The organism is Candidatus Limnocylindrales bacterium (assembly GCA_035571835.1).
Lineage (GTDB): Bacteria > Desulfobacterota > Binatia > UBA1149 > CAITLU01 > DATNBU01.
Map to the genome: position 1 here is coordinate 19,027 of DATNBU010000002.1, position 23,577 is coordinate 42,603.

Consider the following 23,577-nt stretch of genomic DNA (forward strand, 5'->3'; position numbering starts at 1 on the left):
TTGGGTGCCCAGATACTGCGTGCTAGAAGCGACTCGATGTCCCTGAGTGATCTTGCCCTCATCGGGAACTGTCAGCTGTCTGCACTGGTGTCCCGTTCGGGGAGTATTGTCTGGTCGTGCATGCCGCGCTTCGACTCTCCTCCGGTGTTCGCATCCCTGCTCGACGAACTCGATGGAGGGGCGTTCACGATCTGTCCGGCCGACCAGAGCGCCGGCATCCAGCGATACCTGCCGAACACCAACGTCGTCGAGACGACGTTCCATTCGAGCGACGGAAGCTTTCGAATCCTCGATTTCGCGCCGCGTTTCCTGCAATTCGATCGCAGCTTCCGCCCGACCAAGCTGGTGCGCATGGTCGAGCCGCTTTCGGGCACGCCGCGCATCTGCGTGCGCTGTGAACCGGTCCTCGGATGGTCGCGGCTTCGTCCGCGCCGCGAATTTGGATCGCACCACATCGACTTCCACGGATATTCCGAGGAGCTGCGCCTGACCACCAACGCGCCGCTGTCGTACCTCGACGGTGACGCATTCGCGCTCAGCTCGCGTACCGATTTCGTCCTGTCCTGGGGATCACCAGTCGAGGAAGGGCTCGAGGCGCTGTGCGACCGCTTCCTGCTCGAGACCGTGCGTTACTGGCAACAGTGGGTAAAGCACTGCGAGATCCCGCCGTTCTACCAGGAGCAGGTGATCCGCTCGGCACTTGCGCTCAAGCTGCATTGCTTCGAGGACACCGGTGCGATCATCGCATCGACGACGACGTCGATTCCGGAAGCTCCGGGCAGCGGACGCACGTGGGACTACCGCTACTGCTGGCTGCGTGACGCGTTCTATACGCTCGGTGCATTCCGCCTGCTCGGCCACTTCGAGGAGCGCGAGCAGTTCCTTCACTTCCTTCTCAACATCGCTTCGGCATCGGGCGACCTCGACCTCGCGCCGCTCTATCGCATCGACGGCAAGACCGATCTCGACGAACGCCTGCTCGACGACTGGCCCGGCTATCTCGGCGAGAAACCGGTACGCGTCGGCAACCAGGCCGCCACGCATCGCCAGTACGACGTCTTCGGTGAGATGGTGCTCGCACTGACGCCGATCTTCCTCGACGCGCGTTTCCGCGAACAGGCCACACCGGCCGCTCTCGACCTCATGCAGAGGCTGGCGCGCAAAGCCGTGCGCGTGGCGGGTCAACCCGACGCCGGCATCTGGGAGTATCGCGCGGAGTGGCGACCGCAGACGTTCAGCACGCTGATGTGCTGGGCGGCCGCCGACCGCATGAGCCGCATTGCCGAAGTTCACCGTCCGGCCGACACCGCCGAGTTCCGCGAGGCCGCCGCGAAGATCCGCGACGAGATCCTGCGCGAGGCGCTCGATCCGTCGCGCGGATGCCTGGTGGCCGATTATCGCGGTACGGAAGTCGACGCGGCGCTGCTGCAGGCCGTCTCCCTGCGTTTCCTCGATCCCTCGGACGAGCGTCTTGTCGCGACCGTCAACGCCGTGCAGCGCGACCTTCTGTTCGACGGCTGGCTCAGGCGCTATCGCACCAACGACGGCTTCGGCGTTCCCACCGTCGCGTTCACGCTGTGCACGTTCTGGCTGATCGAGGCGCTCGGAGCGACCGGCCGCGTGCGCGAAGCGCGCTCGATGATGGAACGCATCTCCGACGTGCATTCGCCGCTCGGCCTGCTGTCGGAGGACGTCGATCCGAAGACGGGGATGATGTGGGGCAACTTCCCGCAGGCGTATTCGCACGTCGGGATGATTCACGCGGCCTTCGCCGCGTCGCCGCGCTGGGGCGAGGTAGCATGACGTTGCGGCAGACTGCACGAACATTCCGCGCGGAATGTCGGCGATCGTGACGGGTGCGATCGGACGCGCCTTTATCGATGTGAGACGGAGCAATCTCGCCGATGCGCGAACATTCCCCGGGGAATGTGACCCAGGTTTCGTTCGATGCATCAGCGCTTGGGATGCATCATCGCTTCGAGTGATCGGTGTCGTGCCGTCAACCGCGGGGCGATGGCCGCGGCGCCCGGCTCGTGTTGCGGACGCTCTCGTCGCTCGGCGTTTCCCGAACGACCGCTTCGGAGCTCAGTCGCGGCCCGGCAACCTTCGCTCTTCCACCGCTGCGGCCGGCTGAACCACCGGCACGCCTTCGGGCACCGTCGGCGAGAAGCTCGGCGTGACGAGCTCGTACGGCAGCACGAACGCGCGCGGCTTTCCGGCCGGCTTGTCGGAGACCGTGAACGGCTTGCCGCGCTCGAGGAACAGATCCTCCATTTCGGCGCGCGAGAACGGACGCGAGCCGAGGCGGCCGAATACGCTGACCTGGTTGCCGCTTTCGTCGACCGCGCGATCGCGGTCGATTCCCTTCGACAACGTGATCGCCGGCTCTTTCGTCTTGTACGATGCGATCAGGCGCGGCGTCGGCGTCGGGCTGAAACCGGAGTTGCCGGGCGTTTCGGTCGGCGCGATCAGCTGCACGACGCGCAGCCCGTTCTTTCCGTCGGCGACGTAGGCAAACACGCTCGCACCGGTGGCGCCGATGCGCACTGAGCGGACGTCGTTCATCTGTCCGTCGGCGTTGTACATCTGATGAAGGAACGGATGCTCGGGGCGCTCGATGTCGACGATTGCAAGGCCCTGGCTGCCGGCAGGAACGTACGCGTACGTGCGCGCCACGTAGATCTCGCCGGCTTCGGCGAGATCGAGCCCGGCGACGACGCGCGGCCGGTCGAGCGACGTGACGTCGAGAACCTTCATGCCGTTGCCGTCGGTCACGAACGCATAGCGGAACTGGACGGCAATCGACCTCGGATCGTCGAGCGCAATCGATGAAACCACGGCCGGATGAACGGGGTCGTCGATGCTGACCACCACGAGTCCGTGCGGCGTCAGCACGTACGCAAACGATCCGGCAATCGTGATGTACCTGGCGCCGGTCAGCAGCCCGTCCGGATTGAACGATGCGACGCGCTTCAGGAAATTGTTCTGCGGATCGCCGTCGGTGAGCATGTCGGCGTCGACGACGACGAGGCCTTCCTCCGAATCCGTGACGTAGACGTAGCGATACAACGGATGCATCGGCTGCTCTTCGTTTTCGGCAGCGTGCGGCCGGTCGTAGTGGATCGGCATGTTGGTCGGGAGCGCCACGCACGTGGCGTTCGGCGTCTTGATGTACGTGCGCTGTCCGAGCGGCGAGACCGGCGCGGTGACGATGCGCTCGGAGAAGCCCTTGTTGTCGATGTTGGCCACGTCGAACACGCGCAGGCCGTCCGTGCCGTTGGCCGTGTAGAGATATTCGCCGCGAAGCTGCAGGCAGTGGACGGTCTGCGCCGAATGCTCGTGGCTCTCCTTCAACTGCGCGTCGTTGGCGACGTGCTTCTCGTATTCTTTCGGATAGGCGAGCTTGTGCAGGTTGCTGCCGATCACGGCCTGCGGCTCGTCCCATTCGGTCACGGCCACCGCTTCGATCCCCTCGTCCTCGCCGACCCATGCGAATCGGCCGACGAAGTTGACGAAGTTGGTGCCGAGGGTCAGCACCTGGGCCATCCACGCGTTGTTGTCGCCGGCGGCCGACGGATGGCAGCTCGAGCACGGCTGGGTCTGTCGCGTGCGGACGGTGTGCGCGAAGTGCGTGTTGAACGCCTGGCTGCTGTAGCCTTCGCCGGAGATCGGAAGCTGCTGGATGTACAGCCGCTCGCGGTTGGCGTTGGTGGTGCTTATCATCACCGCGCTCGACGAGCGCACCGGTGCGATGATGTGCCCCTTGCTCGTCGTGTGCTTGCCGAGCATGAAGATGTCGTGGCGCAGGACCTGCGGGTTGTACGACGTCCAGTTGCGCGAGTCGCCGCCTTCGAAATGCTGCGAGTCCTTCTTCCAGTTGGCCTGCTGCGGCAGGTGGCATCCGAAGCAGCTGGTGACCCACGACGTGTGGCACGACGAGCACGCCATCTCGGTCTCCCCGTGCGCGAGCGCGTTCGGGTCGTTCGGGAACCCGCCCCACTGCCCATCCTTGCGGATGGTCTTCGCGTAGCGTGCTTTCTCGTTGTAGAGGCGCGGGTTGGTCGGATCGATCGTGTCGAGGACCTGCTTCACTTCCCACTCGACGTTGTCGTTGACCATCGAGCGCTGCATGAGGCGGCTCGTCGGTCCGTCGAACATCCATTCGAAGCGGCGCTTGCCGGACGGCGTGATGCCGTTCTCGAGACTGTGTCCGCCTTTCGGTGCGGCCGGACCGCTGGTCGCAAGACTTGCCTTTCTGGTCGCCGATCCGTGGCAGTCCTGGCACTGCACTTCGACGGCGTCCGGATACGCACCGTAGATGTTGCCGTCGCCGTGCGCGTCCTGGCGGAAGTGGCAGTCGACGCAGTGCATGCCCTTCTCCGCGTGGATGTCCATCAGCTGGACCGCGTCGTCGAGCTTGTCCGGCGCGTTCCAGTCGATCTTCGCGCCCTTCTTGTCGAGGAGATTTCCCTTGCGGTCCTGCCAGTACACCGCGCGGAAGATCCAGCCGTGGCCGTTGTAATCGGCAAAGCGCGTCTCTTTCGTGGGCAGCGTGCTGACCTGGCGCAGGAAATCCTCGTTGGTCCACAGGCCGCGCACTGCCGCTTCTTCCGGATCGCGCTCGAGGCTCGTGTGCATCGATGCCGAATCCTTCGCGTTGAGCGGCGTCGGCGCAGAGACCGTCGGATAGCGCTGCTCCTTCGGCCACATCAGGTCGCCGTCGGTTTCGTAATCCCACATCTGGTAGCCGAAGTACGTGTTCACGAACGAGTTCGGCTGATGCATGTGGCAGACCATGCACTGGCTCGATGGAATCGCCTTGGTGAGACGATGCTCGATCGGATGGCCGGACTCGTCCTTCGGAATGGTCGGGTCGCCGCCGCGGTACGTGCCGGTATGGCCGGCCTTCGCATACGGCCCGGAGTGCACCGGATCGCGATCGTTCGCGTAGACCACGTGACACGCCGTGCATCCGCTCGAACGGAAGTCGCCGGGATGATCGTTGGTGCCGAGAAACGCGAGCATCGGATCGTTGAGCCGCGTCTTCTGAAGATTGAGCACGCCGGCACTGATGCGCAGGTCGGTCCCCGGGCCGCGCGTGCCGAGCTTTGCATCGGGAAGTCCGGGCTCGTCGAGAAACGGACCGAGGTTCGGGTTGCCGACTTCGGCGACGTTCGAGCGGTCGACGCGCCCGCCGCGCTCGAACGCGCGCACCGGATCCGGCGGATCGACGACGTTCCAGCGCGGCAGCGGAACCAGTGACGGCAGGACGCCGCGGGCCGCTTCTTCGGGAGTTGGCGGCTTCGCGCTCGAAATCCGCTGCGGCACGCCGTCGGCGCTGTACGATTCACCGAAGATATAGCGCTTGAGCTTCGTGATGCCGTTGTTGTACGCGGCGCCGCCCCACAGCATCGCCGACGTCGCCATCAGGCTCTTGTGAACGTGATCGACGTCTTCACGGTGGCAGTTGCCGCACGTCTCGCCCGCGACGCGAAGATCGCCCGGATTCTTGAAGCGGATGTACTCGGGCGATTCGCGGTTGAGCAGCGTGTACGTGCGCTCGGGATTGGCGCTAAGGATGCGCGACGGATTCTTAGGATCCTTCCAGTCTTCGGGATGCCGCGGCAGTACGTGCGCGCGGTTCATTGCATTCGCGTAGTCGGCGCTGCCGGCCGCGAGCCCCGACGCGCGGATCGAGCTCGTTCCGCCGTGGCAATCGGTGCACCCGAGGTTGACCTGTCCCGACTTGTGCATCGGCTCGATGCCGTTGTGACACGTCAGGCATCCTTCGCTCTTGGCCGCCGCCTCGGCGTCGGTCTGGCGAAGCAGCAGCGTTTCGGTTCCGGCGAGCGCAGGCGCGGCCGGCCCGGCGATCACGGCGGCAGCAGCGACCAGCAGGCACGCGGCGATATGCAGTCGAGTACGCATGACGCCTCCTCCTCAGAACACCAGCACCAGCTCGGCGCCGGCTTGGTAGAGCGTGCCCGATTGATAGATGTCGGCGAATCCGCCGAGCGGCTGGAACACCGCGACGAACGGCTTGACGATGACGTTGTTGTTCAGCCACGGGCGCCATTCGGCGCCGAGGCTGATGTCGATGCCGATGTCGTTGCTGACCGACGCCTGCTTGAGCAGGATCTCGAGCGGCCGCGTCTCGACGAAGCGAAGGTAGCTCGCGTTACCGACCAGCTTCAGCGTCGGCGTCAGCTCCGCGCTCGCGCCGAGGTTGGCGATCACGATGCCGGGATTGACGAAGTTCGCCTGGCCCTGGATCTTGCTGCTGCGCAGGTCCGGAATGATGCTGTTCCTCTGCGTGACCGCGACGCCGCCGCGATCGGCAATGCGGATGCTCTGGCGGTTCCAGTAGCTGAACTCGCCGCCCATGATCTTCGGATTGTCGAGGATCGAGTCGAACCCGCGCGCGTGCGCGTCGCGCGGGTCGTCGTCGCCGGACGAGAAGAACGCGGAGGCCTGGTAGCGCATCCAGTCGCGGTCAAGTGACAGCTCGAGAAACGCGAGCTGCCCGTTGATGTCGGTACCGCGACCGGCGATCGGACTGTTCGAATCCTTGCCGACGACTTCGTAGAGCGCGTGGCTCACGTTGATCGGGCCGAAATGGCCCTCGCCCGTCCAGCCGATGTAATACGCCTTGACCTGGTGCGGCTGCGCGATGCCGACCGGATCGGGACGTACGAGGAATCCCTGCTTGTCGAACTCGAGGCCGTCCTCGACGCCGTCGTCATGGTCGAGATGGAAACTGAACTGCGTCTGATAGCCGAGCTGCAGGAAATCCTGGATGTAGAGATTGCCGACGAAGACCTGCTGGTGGCGGATGTCGAACGTGTTCAGCTCGCTGTTGGTGTCCTTCTCGGCCTGGTAAAAATACAGCAGGTTGGCCTGGTAACGGTTGCCGTCGGCCGACCCGAACAGGCGCACGCCCTGGTTCACGTCCGAGAAGATCAGGCTGCGAAAATCACTGTTGAACGGCTGGCGTCCGACGCGCACCGAAACCGAATCGTACCGCGTCGAGAGATCGGCGAGGTGCACTTCGACGGCGGCTTCCTGCAGCGCGACGTCGCTGGTCGTGCGCGTGGTGCCGTCGCGCACGTCGGGGCTGACGTTGCCGCGTTCCTCGACGCCGAGATGGTTGACGTCGCCGACGGCCTCGACCGTCAGCTGCCAGTCGAACGGGCGGAACGCCGTCAGTCCTTTCTGCAGGTCGACGCGCAGCGCGAACTTCTGGTCGATGATGTCGGCGTTCTTGTCGCCGAAGAACTTGTCGCTGCCGGGCCCCTCGGCGCTCGCTCCGCTCGGCGTCGGCGCCGAGCGGCCTTCGATCGACGTTTTCGAGATGCCGGTCAGCTTGAGGAAGATCTCGTCGCCCCAGATCGGATAGTCGCCCTTGAGAATGTTGCGATTGTACGGATCGAACCACCGGTACGGCGACTTGAGGATGTTCCAGCGGTCACTCACGGGCTCGAGCACGGTGGCCGATCCGGTCGTGGCCTCCGCGGCCTGCTCTTCGGTCATCGGCGGCGCTTCGTTGGGACCGAGCACTCGCGGCGCAGCGGTTTCGTCCGGCGCAATCACCGGGACATCGGCGGCCGGCCCCGCGGCGTTCGGCGCGGCGGGCGGCAACGCAGCCGGCTGCGGCGCATTCGGTGACGGCGGTGCCGGTCGCGGTGCGTTCGGCGACGCGGCGGGAATCGTGTCGGCCGGCGCCGCGTTCGGTTCTTCGGCGCGTGCGATCGACGCGCCGATCACCAGGGCCGCAATGAGAAAGAGGTTTGCTGCGGGCATCATGAAACCTGCTTCGCGGTGCCGGAACGACCGGTCAGAGCATTCCGAGCAGCCACAGGAGAACGAGCAGACTCGCCGCGCCTGCGAGCACGACCGGTACCACGACCTGCCAGCGCGTCTTTCGCGAATCTTCGCGCGGCTGCGGGTCTTCCTGATCGACGACCAGAAGCTCATCGTCGCCGAAGCTGAGACGCATGCCGGTCTGAAGCTCGATCTCGTCTTCCACGATTTGGCCATCGACCATTACCCTCCGGCCTTCGATCGGAGCGAGATACCAGCCGTCCTCGCGCTGCTCGATGCGGGCGTGCTGGCGCGAAGCGCTGGCCGAATACAGACGCACGTCGCATTCGAGCGAGCGACCGACGATCGCGACTTCCTTGTCGAGCCGCTCCACGCCCGCGAAGTCCGGCGGCAGGACGTGCTCGAGGCTGATCCACGGTCGTTCGGACCTGTCCTCCCACCGAACCGTCGACGCATCGGTCGAACGAAGCGAAACCACGCGCGTACGATCGGTGTCGTCGGCAGTCGCGATGCGTCCGGTTGCGGCTGGCTTTGGCGGAGCGGCCTTTGTGCCGCCAGCCGGCGGCTGTGCAGCAGCAGAAGCAGCGGGCTTTGGCGGTGCTGCGGCCGGAGGCGAAGGCTTCGCAGGTTCGGTAACCCGCGCTGGTTCGGAGCCGGGCGTTGCCGCTCTGGCCGGCTCGCGGGCTTCGGGAGCTTTGGCAGGCGGTGATGGTGCAGCCGCCGGTGTGGATGACGTTGTGGGCGATGCGGGCGGTTTCGCAGCGGGCGGCGATGCTGCAGGTCTCGATGTCGAAAGCGCCGCTGGAGGACCTTCGGGAACGGCAGTCGTTGCGTCGGAGCGCGACGGCAGAGTCGGCGGCGGAGCTTCGATCTGCACCGTGGATTCGTGAGGCGGCTTGCCGCGCGGAAGCACCTGCGTGACGTCGCCGTCCTCGTCTTCATCCGCGTGAGTCGCCACCGGAGCCGTCGGTGATTCCTGCGCAGGAACCGGCGCGGCGGGCGCAGGACGCTGCGCTTCTCCCGGACGCAGCTTCGGCGGCGCATCCGTGAGGATGACGGTGCCGTCGTCGGGAGAATCCTTTTCCGGTTCGTCGGTCATCGCGCTCGGCGTGCTCGTTTCGTCATCGCAGCAAGTGTCGATCAGTCGCCGGGATTTCGGTTGAACTTGAGATACGGCAGACGGATGTCGCCGCGCACCTGGATCTGGTCGGCGCGGATGTCTTCGGGTGCTTCGAACCCGGGTGCAGCCTGCGTACCGGCGGCGGTCACGAGATCGTCCTGCTCGACGCCGTCACCGCTGACACCGAAACCACCTGCCAGCACGCCGTCCACGTAGAGCGGCGCACTGCCGGGAAAGAACACGATTCCGTTCTGGCGGCCGTTGGCCGGCTCGCCCGCGTTCGTGCAGGGGTTTGCCGAATCGTTGACGAAGATCCGGCGGAACGGGCCCGGATCGCTTCCGTCGATTCCCGGCGGAAAGAACGGCTGCGACGCGAAGCTGATGGTGCGGTTCGTGATCGCCGTGCCGGCCGGAAAGAAGAACTCGTCGTCGCAGCCGGCTACCGACGGGTCGGGACAGTCGCGGCGATCGAGCGGAAGGATCGCTTCGCTGCTGAAGTACGTCACGTTGCGCGCCTTGGCGACGGCGACGTCGATCGAAAACACCGTCGCATCCGGCATGCGGAACACACCGAGCAACTCGCCATTGAGGTCGCTGATCGCAAGCACCATCGCGGTTCGCTGCTGGAGCGGGAGCCGGATCGCGGCGCGCACGCGCTGCGCTTCGGCAAGGCCTGCATTGATGATCGATTCGACATCGTCCGACGAGAGCGGTCCGCCGCCGGCGCTCGCGCCGCGCGGGGTGACGAGCCAGCCGGAAGCAGCCACATCGGCAACCGGCGGATCGGCCGGATCCAGCGGATCGACAATGAACGGTTCGGTAAGCGGCGCGCCGGTCCCGATGCCGCTGACGTGAGGGTCGTGCTCGACTTCGGGAATCTCGATGCCGTCGACGAAGATCACCGGCTCGATCGACCGCGGCAGCGGCGGAAGAATTCCAAAGCGGCACGATGTCGCGCAGCATGCGGGCATATCGACGCCCGGCGTCGGAGTGCACAGATCGGTCAGGCCTTTGGGCTTGACCGTCGGGATCCCGGCGTTGTCGCCCGCAAATGCGCGAGCCGCGAACTCGCCGGCAGCGAACGCGTCGTCGCGGTCGTCACGGCGGAGAATCTGCTGCGGCGCATCGAATGCGGCGACCGGATCCGGGTCGACTGCAATCCCGCGAACAGCCACTCCGACGCCGCCGACCATCACGCCTTCGCGATAAATCGGCACTGCGCCGGGCAGCGTCGCGATGCCGGTCGTGCAGCCGCACTTGTCGTCTTCGACGACGCTGCTCGTGCAGGAGAGGTCCGCGTCGAACAGTGTCGCGAGACCCGTCGCGCGCGGAACCAGCGCTGCGTCCGATCGGCGCCGGTCGACATCTGTGCCGTCGCCGTTCGGCAGATCCGGACGAACCGGTCCGAGACCCGGAAGCGCATCGAAGCTGCAGCCGCGGTTGGTGTTCTCGATGCCGAACAACGCGGCCGCGCCCGTGTTGCGGATATCGGGCGGAAAATGCTCGCCGCTCAGGAAGCGCACCGAACGCGACGTGAGAGGCGTTTCGTTCGCACTGAAGAATGCTGCGGTGCGCGCAAGCTGGACCGCGCGGTTGATCACTGCGCAGTCGGAAGAGGAGTCGAGAGGAATGTCGGCAAGCGGGCAGGCGGTGACGCATTGGTCCGCATAGTACGCCTCGTCCCTGCCGAAGTTGGTCGCGACGCCCTGGATGACGCCGCGACGATCGACGACCGCAACCGCGACCGGGCGCGACTGCGCGCGAGCGGCGCTCTGCATGATCGCGCGCACCTGGTCGCCCTGCAGGACCAATGCACTGCTGGCTTCGTCGCGCGCGGGAAAATCGGGCGCATCCTCGCTGCTCTCGCCTCCTCCGCCGCCGCCGCAGGCGACGAGGTTCGCGCCGAAGACAGCGACGCCCGCAAACAGGAGCGCGCGCAGGAAGGTGCCGGGCGTTGAGAATGTCATCGCAGGTTTTCCGTCAGGACTTCGGCACGACTTTGAGCGTCGCGGCACCCTTGACGCGCGTCAGGCAGGCCAACCTGTATTTGCCGAGGTCGGGCGACACGTGGCGCACGTTCTGCAACGTCGATTTCTCCAGCTCGGGATTGCTCGACTCGGCGACCTGGTCGGCGCCGTCGACGATCTGCACCGCGCAGTAGCCGCACGTTCCGACCTCACAGCTCCAGTCGAGCGGTTCCTTGTAGTGGTCGTCCGGACATTTCTTCGACTTGTCGAGGCCGCAGCGCTTGAGGTCGGTGTCCGGGTACTTCGCCTTCAGGTAATCGAAGAACGAATGCAGCACGTCGCGGTTGTCGGCGACCGGAAACGAAATCGGATGTTTCGCATCCTCGAAGCTGACGCTCGGGCCTTGCGCCGCGGCCGGTGCTGCGGCAGCGGCCGGCGCCGCTGGTGCTGCTCCCGATGCCGCGGCAGCGGGTGCAGCTGCGGCAGCAGGCGGCGGCGGAACGCTCGGCCTTGCGGCCGGAATTTCGAGAACGAGCGCGCCGGGCGCGATCGGCTCTTCGGTCGCGACCGATTCGAAGCGCAGGCGATGCTTGCCGACGCGGAATTCGTCGCCGTTGGCGAGAACCGTCGGGCGGCTCAGCTTGACGAACGTTCCGTTGGTGCTTCCGATGTCGCTGACGACGACCGCACCGGACGCAAGGCTGAAGCGTGCGTGCCCGCGCGACAGTGCGCGGTCATTCGCATCGAGCGTCACGTCGGCCGCTCGCCCGACGACCATTCCCCTGTCGGTCAGCTCGTGCGTGCGCTGGTACTCGCCGCGTCCGTTGTAATGCTCGAGTCCCCAGCCGGCGCCCTGGCGCATCACGCGAATGATCTGCGTGCCGAGCCAGACCTGGTCTTCGGCAGCGAGCGTGTGCCCTTCGTTGCGCACGCGCAGCCAGACACCGGATCCGTTTCCGGTATCGCTGAGCTCGAGCTTGCCGTCCTTGCGCGTGACCGTGGCGTGGTGGTCTGCAATCTGCGGATCGTCGAACGCGACGCCGTCGGTCTTGCGGCCGATGCGGGTCGTCTCGCCCTTGAGTGAGAACGTTCCTTCCGGCGAACCGTCGGGCAGCAGGCTGACGAGGCGATCCTCGATCGCGACCGGCGCTTCGTCACGCGCTTCGGGTTTGAAGACGACGGTGGCGTCCGAGCCTTTCTTCGTCTTCGCCGGAGCCGCGGGCTGCTCGAGCTTTCCGCGCCGCGTTGCGATGACTTCGACCGCGCGCACGGCGTCGCGCATCGCCATCTTGATGTTGCGCTTGTCGCGCCGCTTCTTGTATCCGGCCGTGTCGGCGAAGTCGGTGCACTGGTAATACTCGGGCGTTCCTTTGAGATCGCCGACGAGGAACACGCCCGGTACCGAGCATTCGCCGTCGGGCGTCACCACGATGTACGGCTCGCCGTCGATGGTCGGAACCTTGACGCCGAACTTCTGCAGCGTCTGGTGCGGAACGTCGCCGCCGATGCACGCCACGACGCGGTTCTTCGGGAATTCCATGTGCAGCGATTCGGTCGGGCGGCCTTCGATGACCTTGCGGTCGATGCGCACCGACAGGTATTCGTTGCGGTCCGGCGCGGTCAGCACCAGGATCGGCTCGGAGAACGGCAGGTAGCGAACGTTCGCGTTGACAACGTACGCATCGAAGAACGCGCCGCTCAGGCTCTTCTCGACGCGCGGCATCTGGCTCTTGCGATACGACCAGTACACGTTCGACGTATCGCCCGCCGCGATCTTTGCATTGGAGATTGCGATGACTGCCTCGGCCGCCGACGTTCCCCCGCCGATGACGAGCGTCGGCCCGCTCGCGTAGTCCTTGGCATCGTCGAGACGGAACGCCATGCCATCGAGATTGCCCGGGATCTGGAACCGTCGCGGCCGGCCCGCGCCGAGCGCCAGGATCGCACTGCGCGCGCGGTAAACGACTTCTTCCTGAATCCGGTGATTCCAGGTTTTGATCTCGAACACACCGTCGCTTCCCGCAGCAAGGCTGAGGAACTCGCTGCCGACCTTGAGCGGAAGGTTGACGGTCTTGAACTTCGCCTTCCAGTCCGCCACGAGGTCGTCCTTGTCGACCTCCGCGAACTGAAGCGAAGCCATGAGCTCGCCGCCGGCGGGAAACGGGCTCTCGTCGTCGCCGTACTCCGGATAAATGTGCTTTTCCTTCGGATAGTCGCGGATGCGCGACATCGCGTCGTCGTATTCGACGATCAGGCACGACAGCCCGAGCTCGGTCGCGCGAAACGCGGCCGCGGTACCTGCCGGGCCGCCGCCGGCGATGAACACGTCGAGGATATCGGGAAGCTCGCGCGGCTCGGACACACGCAGTGTGCCACGAACCGTATAGTCGCTTGTGTCCGTGGGGGGCATGGTCACCTTGCGGGAAGTTTTCCTGCCGGCGAACGTCGCCGGCGAGGCGCGGCAACCTACCTTTCAGGCCTTCATAGTGTCAAGGAAACCGGCGGCGGATCAGAGGCTTCCGCCGGCCGCGACGGTCATTCTCCGGCAAAGAGCTTGCGGTGGATCTCGGACAGGAGCCGGGAGAATTCGGCCGGGTCGTAGCGGAAGCGATCGGTCGCATCGATGAGCTTTCCGAGGTCGGGATCGATACCCTTGCCGCCGCTGCAGCGCGTTCCCCCCATCAGATCGAAAGCCGGAGTACACAGCGCCTGAATCGACAGCACGGTCTGCTCCGGTGTGCCGGCGGTGTACCACCATGGAAGGTTCACTTCGTCGACGCTCTCGACGTTCGAGCTCGGCGAGGAAGAGTGGCTGAAGCGCCGCACCTGCTTGAGAGTGGATGCGCCTGACGTGATCCGGCTGAGGAGCATCTGCGCCTCCGATCGCGTGACCGACCTCGAAGCCAGGCGGCGCGAGTATTCCGCGGCCGCCGCGCTGAGCTCGCCGGCACGCCGCTCGGCCGACGCCGCGTCGCTGCCGGCAGCAGCGACGAGCTGTTCCCACGCGGACGAGAGACTGGCCTTCTCGCCGGGCAGAAGCACCGAAAGCACGATCTCCGACATCGCAAAGTGGCCGCGCGCCTGCCGCAGTCCGTCTTCGACCAGCTTGTGATGACAGTTGTAGCAGTTGCGGTCACGGAAGTGCGGGCTCTTGCCGAGCGACTGGTAGTCCGAGTCGCCCGCACGCTCGGCAATCATGGATGCTGCATGGCGAAGCCCGACCAGCTGGCCGATGCTCCACAGCGTCGGATCTGCGCAGTCGGGACTCGACGGACGATCTTCCGAATCGTTCCAGTGCTTCATCAGCTGCGCGTAGGCGACCATCTCGAACTGCAGCGGCGGATGGCCGCCGGCGAGGATCTCATGATCGATCTCGACGTGGCATTGCGCGCATTTCTCGGCGCGCAGGCGGAAATTGGCGTTGTCGTAGAAGCCCTTCGCGAGGAACTCGGGCTTCTTCTGCTTCCAGTCGCTCTGGCTGTGTGCCTCTTTCCAGAATTCCGAGCCGCCGTGGCAGTGCTCGCACGTGACGCCGTCCTTGCGCTGGTAGTTTCCGCCGGGCATCGCCGTGGCCGCCGGAGCATGACAGACGAGGCACTTCTCGCTCTGCGTCGGGTTGATCTGCATGTAGCGGCCGATCGCCTGCGACTCGGGCCGCAGCAGCGTCTCGTACGATCGGCTGTGGTGGTCGACGCGCTTGTTGCGCCACTGGGTCCAGGCCCACTTCCACGAGCTCGGCACGTCGCGACAACCGGTGTGCGGAGGATTGGAAGGAACCGCCCCGCCGTGGCACGCCGATTTTCCGCACGACGTGTCTCCGAAGAATCTGGCCTCGGTGTCCGCGCGAGCGCGCGGCACCGCGACGACCGCGATCGAGAGAATGGCCGCCGTCAGCAGGCCGCTGCGGGGAGAGAATGGAACGAGTGCCCGGATCGTTCGTTTGCCTGAGCTCTGTACCGGCGGATATGATTCTCGCCGCTCGTCACGACGGAACCGGCGAAGATCGAAGGCAAGCATCCGGACTATCTTCACTATCTTGATGAGCAGCAATTCGACTATAGACTTCGGCCTTTCATCCGGTCAAGCCATCGCGCCCGAACAGCTCGCCGAGATTCCGTTCTTTGCCGGACGCAAGTCGAACTTCGCCGACAAGCTGCGCGAGAACCTCGTCCATCGCGTGACCGGCGAGCCGATCCGCGCTGCAGTGATCCGCGAATTCAAGGCCGGCGACACGATCTGTGAAGCAGGAGCGTACGGATCGACGGCCTTCCTGATCCTCGAAGGCGCGGCCACCGCATTCGTTCCGGATGCGGCCGAGCCCGCACTGCCTCCGGGCCGCACGGCTCGCTCGCTGCGCCGCCTTGCGCGCCTGTTCTCACGCCGTACCCGCTCCGAGAAGCCGGTCGCTGCGCGCGTCGGCATCGGCGAGGTGACTTCCAGCGCGACGCTGCACCGCAGCGTTGCCGCGGCCCCGCGCAAGCTCGGGCCCGGCGACTTCTTCGGGATCGACACCTGCATCAACTTTCATCCGCGCGAAGCGAGCGTGCGCGCCGAGACCGACTGCCGCGTGGTCGAGATGCTGCGCTCGGTGCTCGACACCGTGCGATCGAGCGGAAAGTCGGGAGCCGCCGTCGAGGACTTTCATCGCGGTGCGACGATCCGCGGCGCGCTGTCTGCGCAGGAGCTGTTCGGTGCGCTCACGCCCGAGCAGCGCGAGCGGCTTGCGGAAGCCGCCGAGCTCGTCACGCAGGACGACCTCGACAACGGCGTGCTCTACGAGGAGGGCACCGACGCCGACAGCCTGCTCGTGGTCGCGAGCGGCACCGTGAAGCTGTCGCGACGCATGCCCGGAGGCGAGCGCATTCTTACCTACGCCGCGCGCGGTACGGCGCTCGGGCTCGAAGCGCTGCTGGTCAAAGATCCGGTGCGCCAGCTCGTCCTGCGACGGATCGGTCCGAGCGGTGCGGCCACCGAGAGCGTACCGCTTACCGGAACGGTGACGATCGGCCGCCGCAAATCGGCCACGATTCCGTTCGGCCCCGAGCACGCGAGTCTCAGCCGGCGCCATTGCCGCTTCGAAGTGCGCGAAGGCGACGTGCAGGAAATCCGCGTATTCGACGAGAACACCGACAACGGCACGTTCGTAAACGGCGCGCGCATCCAGGAGGCGATCGTCGGCGTCGGCGACCGCGTCACGCTCGCCGAGGACTACACGTTCGAAATCGCCGAAGTCGCGGCGGGCGGGCCGACGCGGGCGCGCGCGGCAACGGCCACCGCGCTCGACAACTGCGAGATCGTCCGCATTCCGGTTGCGGCCGTGCGCGAAGTAGCCGGGAACGACAAGCGCATTGCCGACGTCGCCGACGAGCTCAGCCGGATCCTTTCGACGACGGCGCCTTCGGCTCCGGCCGAGCAGGCGTTCCTCAAGAAGATCGTCGACCTCAATCTGTACAATTCGCAGAACACGCTGCTGATTGATCTCGAGCGCTGCACGCGCTGCGACGAATGCGTGCGTGCGTGCGCCGATGCCCACGACGGCGTCCCGCGTTTTACGCGCGACGGGCCGCGCTTCGGCAAGTACCTGGTGACGCTCGCGTGCCGTTCGTGCACCGATCCCAAGTGCATGATCGGCTGTCCGGTCAGCTCGATTCGACGCACGGAGTCGCTCGAAGTCCACATCGAGGACTGGTGCATCGGTTGCGGCCTGTGCGCGAACAACTGCCCGTTCGGCAATATCAACATGGTCGATCTGGCCGCGCCGCAAGGTCCGGCCGAACCGCTAGGGCCGGTGGATCTGACGTCCGGGAAACTGCGCGCCACGGTTTGCGACCTGTGCTCCGGGCTCGACGGCCCAAGCTGCGTGTACGCGTGCCCGCACGATGCGGCGATCCGCGTCAAGCCGGCAGACTTCCTCGCACCCGCCGATCTGCAAGTACTGTGATGTTCGCGTGCTGATCAATCGCGATCATCGCGCACCGGCGGCCGCATTCGCGCTGGCGACCATCGGAGCCGGCCTTTATTACCGGCATTACGCAACGACCGCTCTGTATGGTCCGTCCGGCGGAAGCTTTGCCGGGCTTTGCTACGGAATCGCCGGAACCACGCTGATGGTACTGGCTGCGCTGCTGTCGGTTCGAAAGCGCTTCCGCACGCGCCGCATCGGAAGCGCGCGCGCATGGATGACGCTGCACCTGTGGGGCGGGCTGCTCAGCGTGCCGCTCATCCTGTTTCACAGCGGCTTCGCTCTAGGCGGGCCGCTCACCACGGCGCTGATGGTGCTGTTCGCAATCGTCATCGTGAGCGGCCTCGCCGGTCTCATGCTGCAGCAGGTTCTTCCGCGGCTGATGACCGACCTGCTGCCGGCCGAGACGCTCCGCACACAGATCGAGCATGTCCGTGCGCGCCTCGCGGCCGACGCGTACGACCTGGTCGCGAACGTGACCGGACCGATCGCCGAAGCGGCCGAAGAGCAGACGTGGCTGCAGGCCGAGAAGAAAGCCGGGTGGAAAGCCGAGCCGCGGCGTGAGCCGGCATCCGCTCCGCAGGCCGGGGCCGAGCCGCTGCGCGCGCTCTACGTTGCGTACGTAAGGCCGTATCTTCGGCGCAACGCCGGCTCGCGCATGCCGATGCCCGATCTTCGGGCGGCGGCACCCGACATGCCGCCCGAGCTGCTGCCGCGCATCGAACAGCTGCGCGCGATCTGCGACGAGTCGAGGCAGCTCGATCTGCAGCTTCGCCTCCATGCGTGGCTGCACAACTGGCTGTTCGTCCACGCACCGCTTTCGATCGGGCTGTTCCTGCTCGTCGCGATCCACATCTGGTTCGCGCTGCGGTACTGACGATGCTGTCGAGCAAGGACATCGCAAGGCGCCTGCGGCTGGCGGGCTATCCGGGGCGCGACACGTTCCGGCGCTACTACGTCGCCACCGCGCTCGTGTGCATGGTTTCGGCTCTCGGCTGCTGGCTGGTGATGCACTGGTTCCTCGGACCGCGCCAGTACCTGCCGCGACCGATCTCGAGCAATCACGCCCTTTTCGGTGACCGCTGCGAGAGCTGTCATGACGCCTTTCAGAACGTCACCGACGCCGCGTGCCTCGGCTGCCATTCGGCGCGCGTGCATGCGCCGAACGAGGTCGGCACTCCGCAGTGCGCGCACTGCCACGTCGAGCATCGTTCGACCGATGTGTTCCTGTCGGTCAGCAGCAACGCGTGCGTCGCGTGTCACGCGGACCTCGAGACCAGCGGCAAGGACGCCGTCGTCGAGCGCCGCATCGCGACTTTCGCCGCGCATCCCGAGTTCAATGCGCTTCGCGAAGGAAAACGCGACCACGATCCGGCGCGGCTTCGCTTCAATCATCGCATTCACCTGACGTCCGACCAGATTCCGGAGAACGAGCGCCCGCTCGGCTGCCCGAGTTGTCACCGCATCGACCCGCAGGGCAGGCTCATGCAGCCGGTTCGTTTCGCGACCGACTGCAAGCGCTGTCACCAGCAGATCGTCGAGGGGCCGACCGGAAGCATCGAGGCGCTGCACGACACGCCGGAAGTGATCCACGAGGATCTGCGACGGCAGCTGCTCGATGTCGCGGCATCGATCGGGACCGTCACGTCGGCGGAGCTGCGCAGCCAGCTCGACAAGATCGCAACGCCGTCACCGGAGCTGCTGTCTCCGCCGCACATCGTCGGACGCGTGCCGCGGCCCGGCTTCAGCAAGGAACGCCTGTCGGTCGCCGCGCTCGAAAAGGATCTCTACAAGCCGTTCGTGGCTCCCGGCACCGACGGCACGTCGCCGACGGCGCCGCTCTACGAGCTGAACAAGGGCTGCTTCCTGTGCCACTACGAAGATGGTCCGCGCGAAGATCCTGCCGCGATGCCCACTGACCCCGCTAGCCCAAGGATCGCGCCGACGGCCGTCGCCGCACGCTGGCTGTTGCGCAGCGAATTCTCCCACCGGCGTCACGAGCTGATGCCGTGCGAGTCGTGCCATCCGCATGTCGCGGAGAGTCGCGAGACGGCCGACACGAACCTTCCGGACAAGGCCGTCTGCCAGCGCTGCCACGTCGACGGCGCACGCGCGTCGGCGGGAGCCGTCTGCATGTCGTGTCACCTGTACCACGACACGTCGAAGCGTCGCGATGCCGGCACGCTCGCGTCGCACGGGAACGAGGCGGAGTGCGGGGAAAAAGGGAATTGTGGGCAAGGCGCGGCCAAGCGCGCGCGCTCGGCGCCGCTGCGGACGCAGGGGTGGTGGGAGATTCCGGGGGGCGCGGCGCCCAAGTAAGCAAAGTCTCGGCCGCGCAATAGGAGACCGACCTTGTCACCGCGCTGCTGTCTCAAGGTTTTAAAATCACCGGCTCTTGCGACGCCGATATAAAAACGGGTCTTCGTGGATTTGTGCGGGGCCCCGTTTCGGGTTTTTGATCAAATGGGCTCCGCCGGATTGGCGGCAGCATCATCCTCAGGAACTTCAGCCTGATTATTCTTCGTCGCGTGGACCGCAGGTCACGGCGCCGGACGATCGTATGGCCTGGTTGGCGTCGAGCGTTGATTCATTCGGCTGGAAACCAGCTCGTGTCGATGCCGCTGCCGGTGATGGACTTGTTGTTGGGATGCGCAGCACGGCCGGCGCGGGTTTCTGCCGCACGAACATTCCCCGGGGAATGTGACCCAGGTTTCGTCTGATGCATCAGCGCTCAGAGTGATCGGTGTCTCGAGCACCTGCCCAGGATGAGCGATGGCGACGGGTCCGAGGGTTTGTCGGATCATGCGCGCGCGGCGGGCTTAGATACGCGCGGCGTCGGGCGGCGAATACGCGCGACGTCGGATTCGGATACGTGCGGCGTCGGGCTCGAATACGTGCGGCGTCGGATTCGGATGCGTGCGGCGTCGGGCTCGAATCACGGCTGGTTATGCCATTTTTGTTATTGAAGCGTCGTCGCGATGTCGATTTCGTTTGACGCGGTTTTTCGCCGCTTGACGTCGCTCGTAGCGAAGCGAAACAGAGCGCGCCGCTTTTTTCGCGACTCGCGGCCGTAACACGGCTCAGACTTCGCGCACTGTCGCGACAGGCGCATCTCTGTAGGCGTCGCGTCCTTACGGAGAACGATCACTGAAAAACCCGTGTTACAAGGGTCGTCATGACGACATCCTTCGACAGCATTGCAAAGCTCTCCGAAAAGGAACTGCTCGATCACTTCGAGTGTCTCGTCGCACGCGACCGTCGTACGACTGCGGCGCTACTCGTCGCGATCGCCGAGATCGACGAGCGCAAGCTCTGGGCCAGGCATGCCTGCTCCTCCATGTTCAGCTTCTGCATGGAGCGCTTCCACATATCGGAGCAGGTAACGGCCAAGCGGCTCTGGGCTGCGCGTACGGCGCGCCGCTTTCCGGTCGTCCTCGACCTCGTCGCACGCGGCGAGCTGCATCTCAGCGCGATCCATCTGCTTGCAAGGCATCTGACGGCCGAGAACCACCTGCGAGTGCTCGAACGCGCCCGGCACAAGAGCTCGCGTGAGGTCGAGCGGCTGGTTGCCGAGCTCGCGCCGCGAGCGGATGTGGCGTCGCGTGTTCGGGCGATGCCGCGGCGTCGCGGTACGGGCGCGGCGAACAATGCACTGGCGGTGTCGGCCGGCGCGACTTCGATGGATTGCGAGCAGGCCGGCGGTGTGAGCGATCGGTGCGCTTCGACAGACCGCGAGTCCGCCGGCTGCTCGAGCAATCGGCCGGCCTCCTCGGACTCGGCGTTCGTCGGCATCGCAATCGCTCCACGGTCAGCGCAGCCGGCAACGAAGCCGATCGTTCCGCTCAGCCCGTGTCGTTTCAAGATCGAGATCACTGTAGACGAAGACACGCACGACAAGCTCCGGTCGCTTCAGGATCTGCTCGGCCGCTCGGCGACCGGTCGCGATGCGGCCGCGATCATCAGTCGTGCGATCGATGTACTGCTCGTCCGGACACTCGCGCGCAAAGCAGGCTCGACCGATCGACCGAAATCGACGATGCCGGCGAAAGAAAAATGCGATCGACCGAGGTCGACCACGTCGACGAACGCGGAATGCATCGATCGACCCGCCACAATGCCCGCGCCAGATACTGCCGCTTCGCAGCAAGCACAGCGATCCCGGACCATCCCGGCAGCCGTGCGACGCGAAGTATGGCGGCGCGACTCGGGACGCTGCTGCTACGTAGACGCACGAGGACGTCGCTGCCGCGAGACCAGCAACATCGAGTTCCACCACAAAGCTCCCTTCGCGATGGGCGGACCTGCTACGCCCGAGAACATCGAGCTGCGCTGCGCGGCACACAACCAGTATCAGGCGGATCTCGACTTCGGCCGCGCCTTCATGGATGCAAGGCGCGGCAATCTCGCCGATGCGCGAACATTCCCCGGGGAATGTCGGGGGAGGCGCGGCAATCTCGTCGATGCGCGAACATTCCCCGGAGAATGTCGGGCGATGGCGGCCGCGCCGTGAAGACGTCGTCGGTGGTTCGGATGATGGACGGCCTTGGTAGCGAAGGCGTACGCGAATTCCTCGCGCATTCGCGTCGCCGACATACCGACGACCATCTGCTCGGGACCGAAACCATCGAAGCGAAAGGAATCAGACACGCGACGGCGACGTGCGACGCGGCATCCACAGGCCGTCCCAGGTTTTCTTCGCTGGCAGCAGCGATCTGGGTCTGGAAATCAGGCTGGTTGCGCTCCGCTCAGAACTCGGAAGCACCCATCCGATGCCACCGCAAATTAATCAGGCCCTCAATGCCTGGTCATCGAATTCCACTCGCGCGAGCAGACCAGGTCCGGCGATCGCAGCCATTCGACCAGAGCCGTTCCGGTAAAGGCGATCTGGCTGCGCACCAGGCGTCCGTCGCTCTGCTGGTGCGGCATCACGTCGCGCACCTCGCAGCGGCCGAAGTCGAGGTCGGGACATTCCTGCATTTCCGCAATCACCGGCTCGGACGCGAGCGGCGCCGTTTCGGGATGCAGCAGGATCGCCGACTCATCCGCGAGCAGACGGATCAGCCACGCCCGGTCGCCACCGATGCGAACGGGAATGTGAAGCACGATCTCCGAATGGGCAGTGCGCAGGCCGCGCAGGCTGCGCACCGTCAGCATTCCGGTCTTGTTCTTGACCCGCAGCGGCGGCATCGCGATTCCGATGCCGCTGCCGGCGAGCTCGGCCCACGTGGCCTGGCTGATCAGGATCTGTCCGCGGCACGCCGCGACCTCCATGCGCTGGGCCGTGTTTACGGCATCTCCGATCACCGTGTACGAAACGCGGTTGTCCGCTCCGATGTTACCCGCGACGACGGTTCCGCTGTTGATTCCGATGCCCATCTCCAGGCATGGCCCGTCTTCGCAGTAGCGCCGCGTGTCGAGCCCGACGCATGCGTTCTGCATCGCCAGCGCCGCTCCGGCCGCGCGCAGCGCGGCGTCGGGTTTGACGAGCGGGACTCCCCAGACGGCAAGGATCGCGTCGCCCATGAATTTGTCGACGGCGCCGCCCAGGTTCTCGATGCACGGAACCATCCGGCTGAAGTAATCGTTCATCAGCTTGACGACGGTCTCGGGCGGCAGCGTTTCGGCGAACCCGGTGAACCCGACGATGTCCGAGAACAGGATCGTGCCGTGGCACGTGTTGCCGCCGAGCGCCAGATCGAGCTTTCCGAGCAGCACCTGTTCGACCATCGCACCTGGCAGGAAACGCATGAGACTGGTGCGGCTCGTGCTCTCCTCCTCGACTTTGCGCAGCAGGAACGCGTTGTGAAGCGCGATCGCGGCCTGCTGGCTGACGGCTGCGGCAAGCTCGAGATCCGACGCGGTGAACGCCGCACGCTGAACGGGCGTGTCGATCTGCAGCACGCCGAGGATTTCGTCCTCGACGATGAGCGGCACGACCATCGCGCCGCGGATGTTCAGCGCATAAACCGATTCTCCCACCGTGAAATCGCCGGCGGTCAGGTCATTGAACAATATCGCGCGGCGATGCTCGATTGCCGAGCGGCAGATCGAGCGGGAAATGACGAGGTCGGCCGCGAACACCTTGCCGCGGCTCTTGACCGCCTGCGGCACGAGCTGGCTGACGTCGTTGCCGAGCATCAGGAAGCCGCGATCCGCCTGCGGAAAGACTTCGAACAGCGCATCGAGGATTCCGTGCGAGATACGGTCGAAGTCGCGGATGTTGACCAGCGCCTTGGAGACTTTGATGATTGCTTCGAGGCGCAGTGCGAGCCCTCGTTCGTCGATCGCCCTGGCCGGAAGGTCCGCCATCAGAAGCGACGTGCGCTCGTCGAATTTGTCCGGCCGGCCGCTGTCGGACATGTCGCGCAGCGAGAAGACCTGCGTGGCGTCGTCGGGCTCGTCCTTGCGTTTGCGGACGCCGAAGCGGAGCAGCGTCTGGCCGATGCGCACCTCGTCGCCATCCTGCATCGTCGCCGGAGCGGTCAGCAGCACGTCGTTCAGATAGGTGCCGTTGATCGAATGACGGTCTTCGAGCACGACGTTGGCACCGTCGAGGACGAATCCGCAATGATGCCGGCTGGTGTTCGGATCGGGCACGACGAGCGAGCAATCGGCGCTGCGGCCCGCGACGAGCGTGCGGGTGATCGGGACCACCTGGCCCGCGCGTCCACCGGTCAGAAAGAGCAACTCGTACACGCGACGCGTAC

At 65.6% G+C, this 23,577-nt stretch carries 12 protein-coding genes; 5 read left to right on the forward strand and 7 right to left on the reverse strand.

All coding sequences use genetic code 11. From position 1 onward, the window contains the following. The first annotated feature begins 36 nt into the window (after window positions 1-36). Window positions 37-1,803 carry a glycoside hydrolase family 15 protein gene (locus tag VN634_00770; protein HXC49388.1) on the forward strand — a complete coding sequence of 589 codons (1,767 nt, stop codon included), beginning with the start codon at window positions 37-39 and terminating at the stop codon, window positions 1,801-1,803. A 282-nt stretch (window positions 1,804-2,085) separates the two neighbouring features. On the opposite strand, the gene VN634_00775 is transcribed toward VN634_00770, so the two are convergent. The 6 genes from VN634_00775 to VN634_00800 all read right to left on the reverse strand — a co-directional run bounded on the left by VN634_00775 (window position 2,086) and on the right by VN634_00800 (window position 14,925). After that, window positions 2,086-5,928 carry a hypothetical protein gene (locus VN634_00775; protein HXC49389.1) on the reverse strand — a complete coding sequence of 1,281 codons (3,843 nt, stop codon included), beginning with the start codon at window positions 5,926-5,928 and terminating at the stop codon, window positions 2,086-2,088. Window positions 5,929-5,940: 12 nt separating this feature from the next. Beyond that, the gene (locus tag VN634_00780) at window positions 5,941-7,803 is read right to left on the reverse strand and encodes a hypothetical protein (GenBank protein ID HXC49390.1); all 1,863 of its coding nucleotides are present in this window, start codon (window positions 7,801-7,803) and stop codon (window positions 5,941-5,943) included. 31 nt (window positions 7,804-7,834) lie between these two features. Next, window positions 7,835-8,920 (reverse strand): FHA domain-containing protein, encoded by a 1,086-nt coding sequence (locus VN634_00785; protein HXC49391.1) that lies wholly within the window; start codon window positions 8,918-8,920, stop codon window positions 7,835-7,837. Window positions 8,921-8,961: 41 nt separating this feature from the next. Then, window positions 8,962-10,908, reverse strand: coding sequence for a heme-binding protein (locus VN634_00790; protein HXC49392.1), 1,947 nt, complete (start codon window positions 10,906-10,908; stop codon window positions 8,962-8,964). 13 nt (window positions 10,909-10,921) lie between these two features. Further along, window positions 10,922-13,270 (reverse strand): FHA domain-containing protein, encoded by a 2,349-nt coding sequence (locus VN634_00795; protein ID HXC49393.1) that lies wholly within the window; start codon window positions 13,268-13,270, stop codon window positions 10,922-10,924. A 173-nt stretch (window positions 13,271-13,443) separates the two neighbouring features. After that, window positions 13,444-14,925: a multiheme c-type cytochrome gene (locus VN634_00800; protein ID HXC49394.1), complete on the reverse strand. Its 1,482-nt coding sequence runs from the start codon at window positions 14,923-14,925 to the stop codon at window positions 13,444-13,446. 22 nt (window positions 14,926-14,947) lie between these two features. Here VN634_00800 and VN634_00805 point away from each other — a divergent pair, with 22 nt between their 5' ends. The 4 genes from VN634_00805 to VN634_00820 all read left to right on the forward strand — a co-directional run bounded on the left by VN634_00805 (window position 14,948) and on the right by VN634_00820 (window position 21,380). Next, entirely contained in the window at window positions 14,948-16,849 is a 1,902-nt protein-coding gene (locus tag VN634_00805; GenBank protein HXC49395.1) for an FHA domain-containing protein, read from the forward strand. 7 nt (window positions 16,850-16,856) lie between these two features. Further along, window positions 16,857-17,747, forward strand: a complete 891-nt coding sequence (locus VN634_00810; GenBank protein ID HXC49396.1) for a hypothetical protein — start codon at window positions 16,857-16,859, stop codon at window positions 17,745-17,747. 2 nt (window positions 17,748-17,749) lie between these two features. Beyond that, the gene (locus tag VN634_00815) at window positions 17,750-19,189 is read left to right on the forward strand and encodes a hypothetical protein (protein ID HXC49397.1); all 1,440 of its coding nucleotides are present in this window, start codon (window positions 17,750-17,752) and stop codon (window positions 19,187-19,189) included. Between the two features lie 856 nt (window positions 19,190-20,045). Then, window positions 20,046-21,380 carry a hypothetical protein gene (locus tag VN634_00820; GenBank protein HXC49398.1) on the forward strand — a complete coding sequence of 445 codons (1,335 nt, stop codon included), beginning with the start codon at window positions 20,046-20,048 and terminating at the stop codon, window positions 21,378-21,380. A 284-nt stretch (window positions 21,381-21,664) separates the two neighbouring features. Here the strand turns inward: VN634_00820 and VN634_00825 are convergent, their stop codons facing one another. Then, entirely contained in the window at window positions 21,665-23,566 is a 1,902-nt protein-coding gene (locus VN634_00825; GenBank protein ID HXC49399.1) for an adenylate/guanylate cyclase domain-containing protein, read from the reverse strand. Between the last annotated feature and the right edge of the window lie 11 nt (window positions 23,567-23,577).

Coding starts and splice junctions, on each gene's coding strand:
- VN634_00770 (HXC49388.1), top strand. CDS start 37: ATGTCCCTGAGTGATCTTGCCCTCATCGGGAACTGTCAGCTGTCTGCA.
- VN634_00775 (HXC49389.1), bottom strand. CDS start 5,928: ATGCGTACTCGACTGCATATCGCCGCGTGCCTGCTGGTCGCTGCTGCC.
- VN634_00780 (HXC49390.1), bottom strand. CDS start 7,803: ATGATGCCCGCAGCAAACCTCTTTCTCATTGCGGCCCTGGTGATCGGC.
- VN634_00785 (HXC49391.1), bottom strand. CDS start 8,920: ATGACCGACGAACCGGAAAAGGATTCTCCCGACGACGGCACCGTCATC.
- VN634_00790 (HXC49392.1), bottom strand. CDS start 10,908: ATGACATTCTCAACGCCCGGCACCTTCCTGCGCGCGCTCCTGTTTGCG.
- VN634_00800 (HXC49394.1), bottom strand. CDS start 14,925: ATGCTTGCCTTCGATCTTCGCCGGTTCCGTCGTGACGAGCGGCGAGAA.
- VN634_00805 (HXC49395.1), top strand. CDS start 14,948: ATGAGCAGCAATTCGACTATAGACTTCGGCCTTTCATCCGGTCAAGCC.
- VN634_00815 (HXC49397.1), top strand. CDS start 17,750: ATGCTGTCGAGCAAGGACATCGCAAGGCGCCTGCGGCTGGCGGGCTAT.
- VN634_00820 (HXC49398.1), top strand. CDS start 20,046: ATGACGACATCCTTCGACAGCATTGCAAAGCTCTCCGAAAAGGAACTG.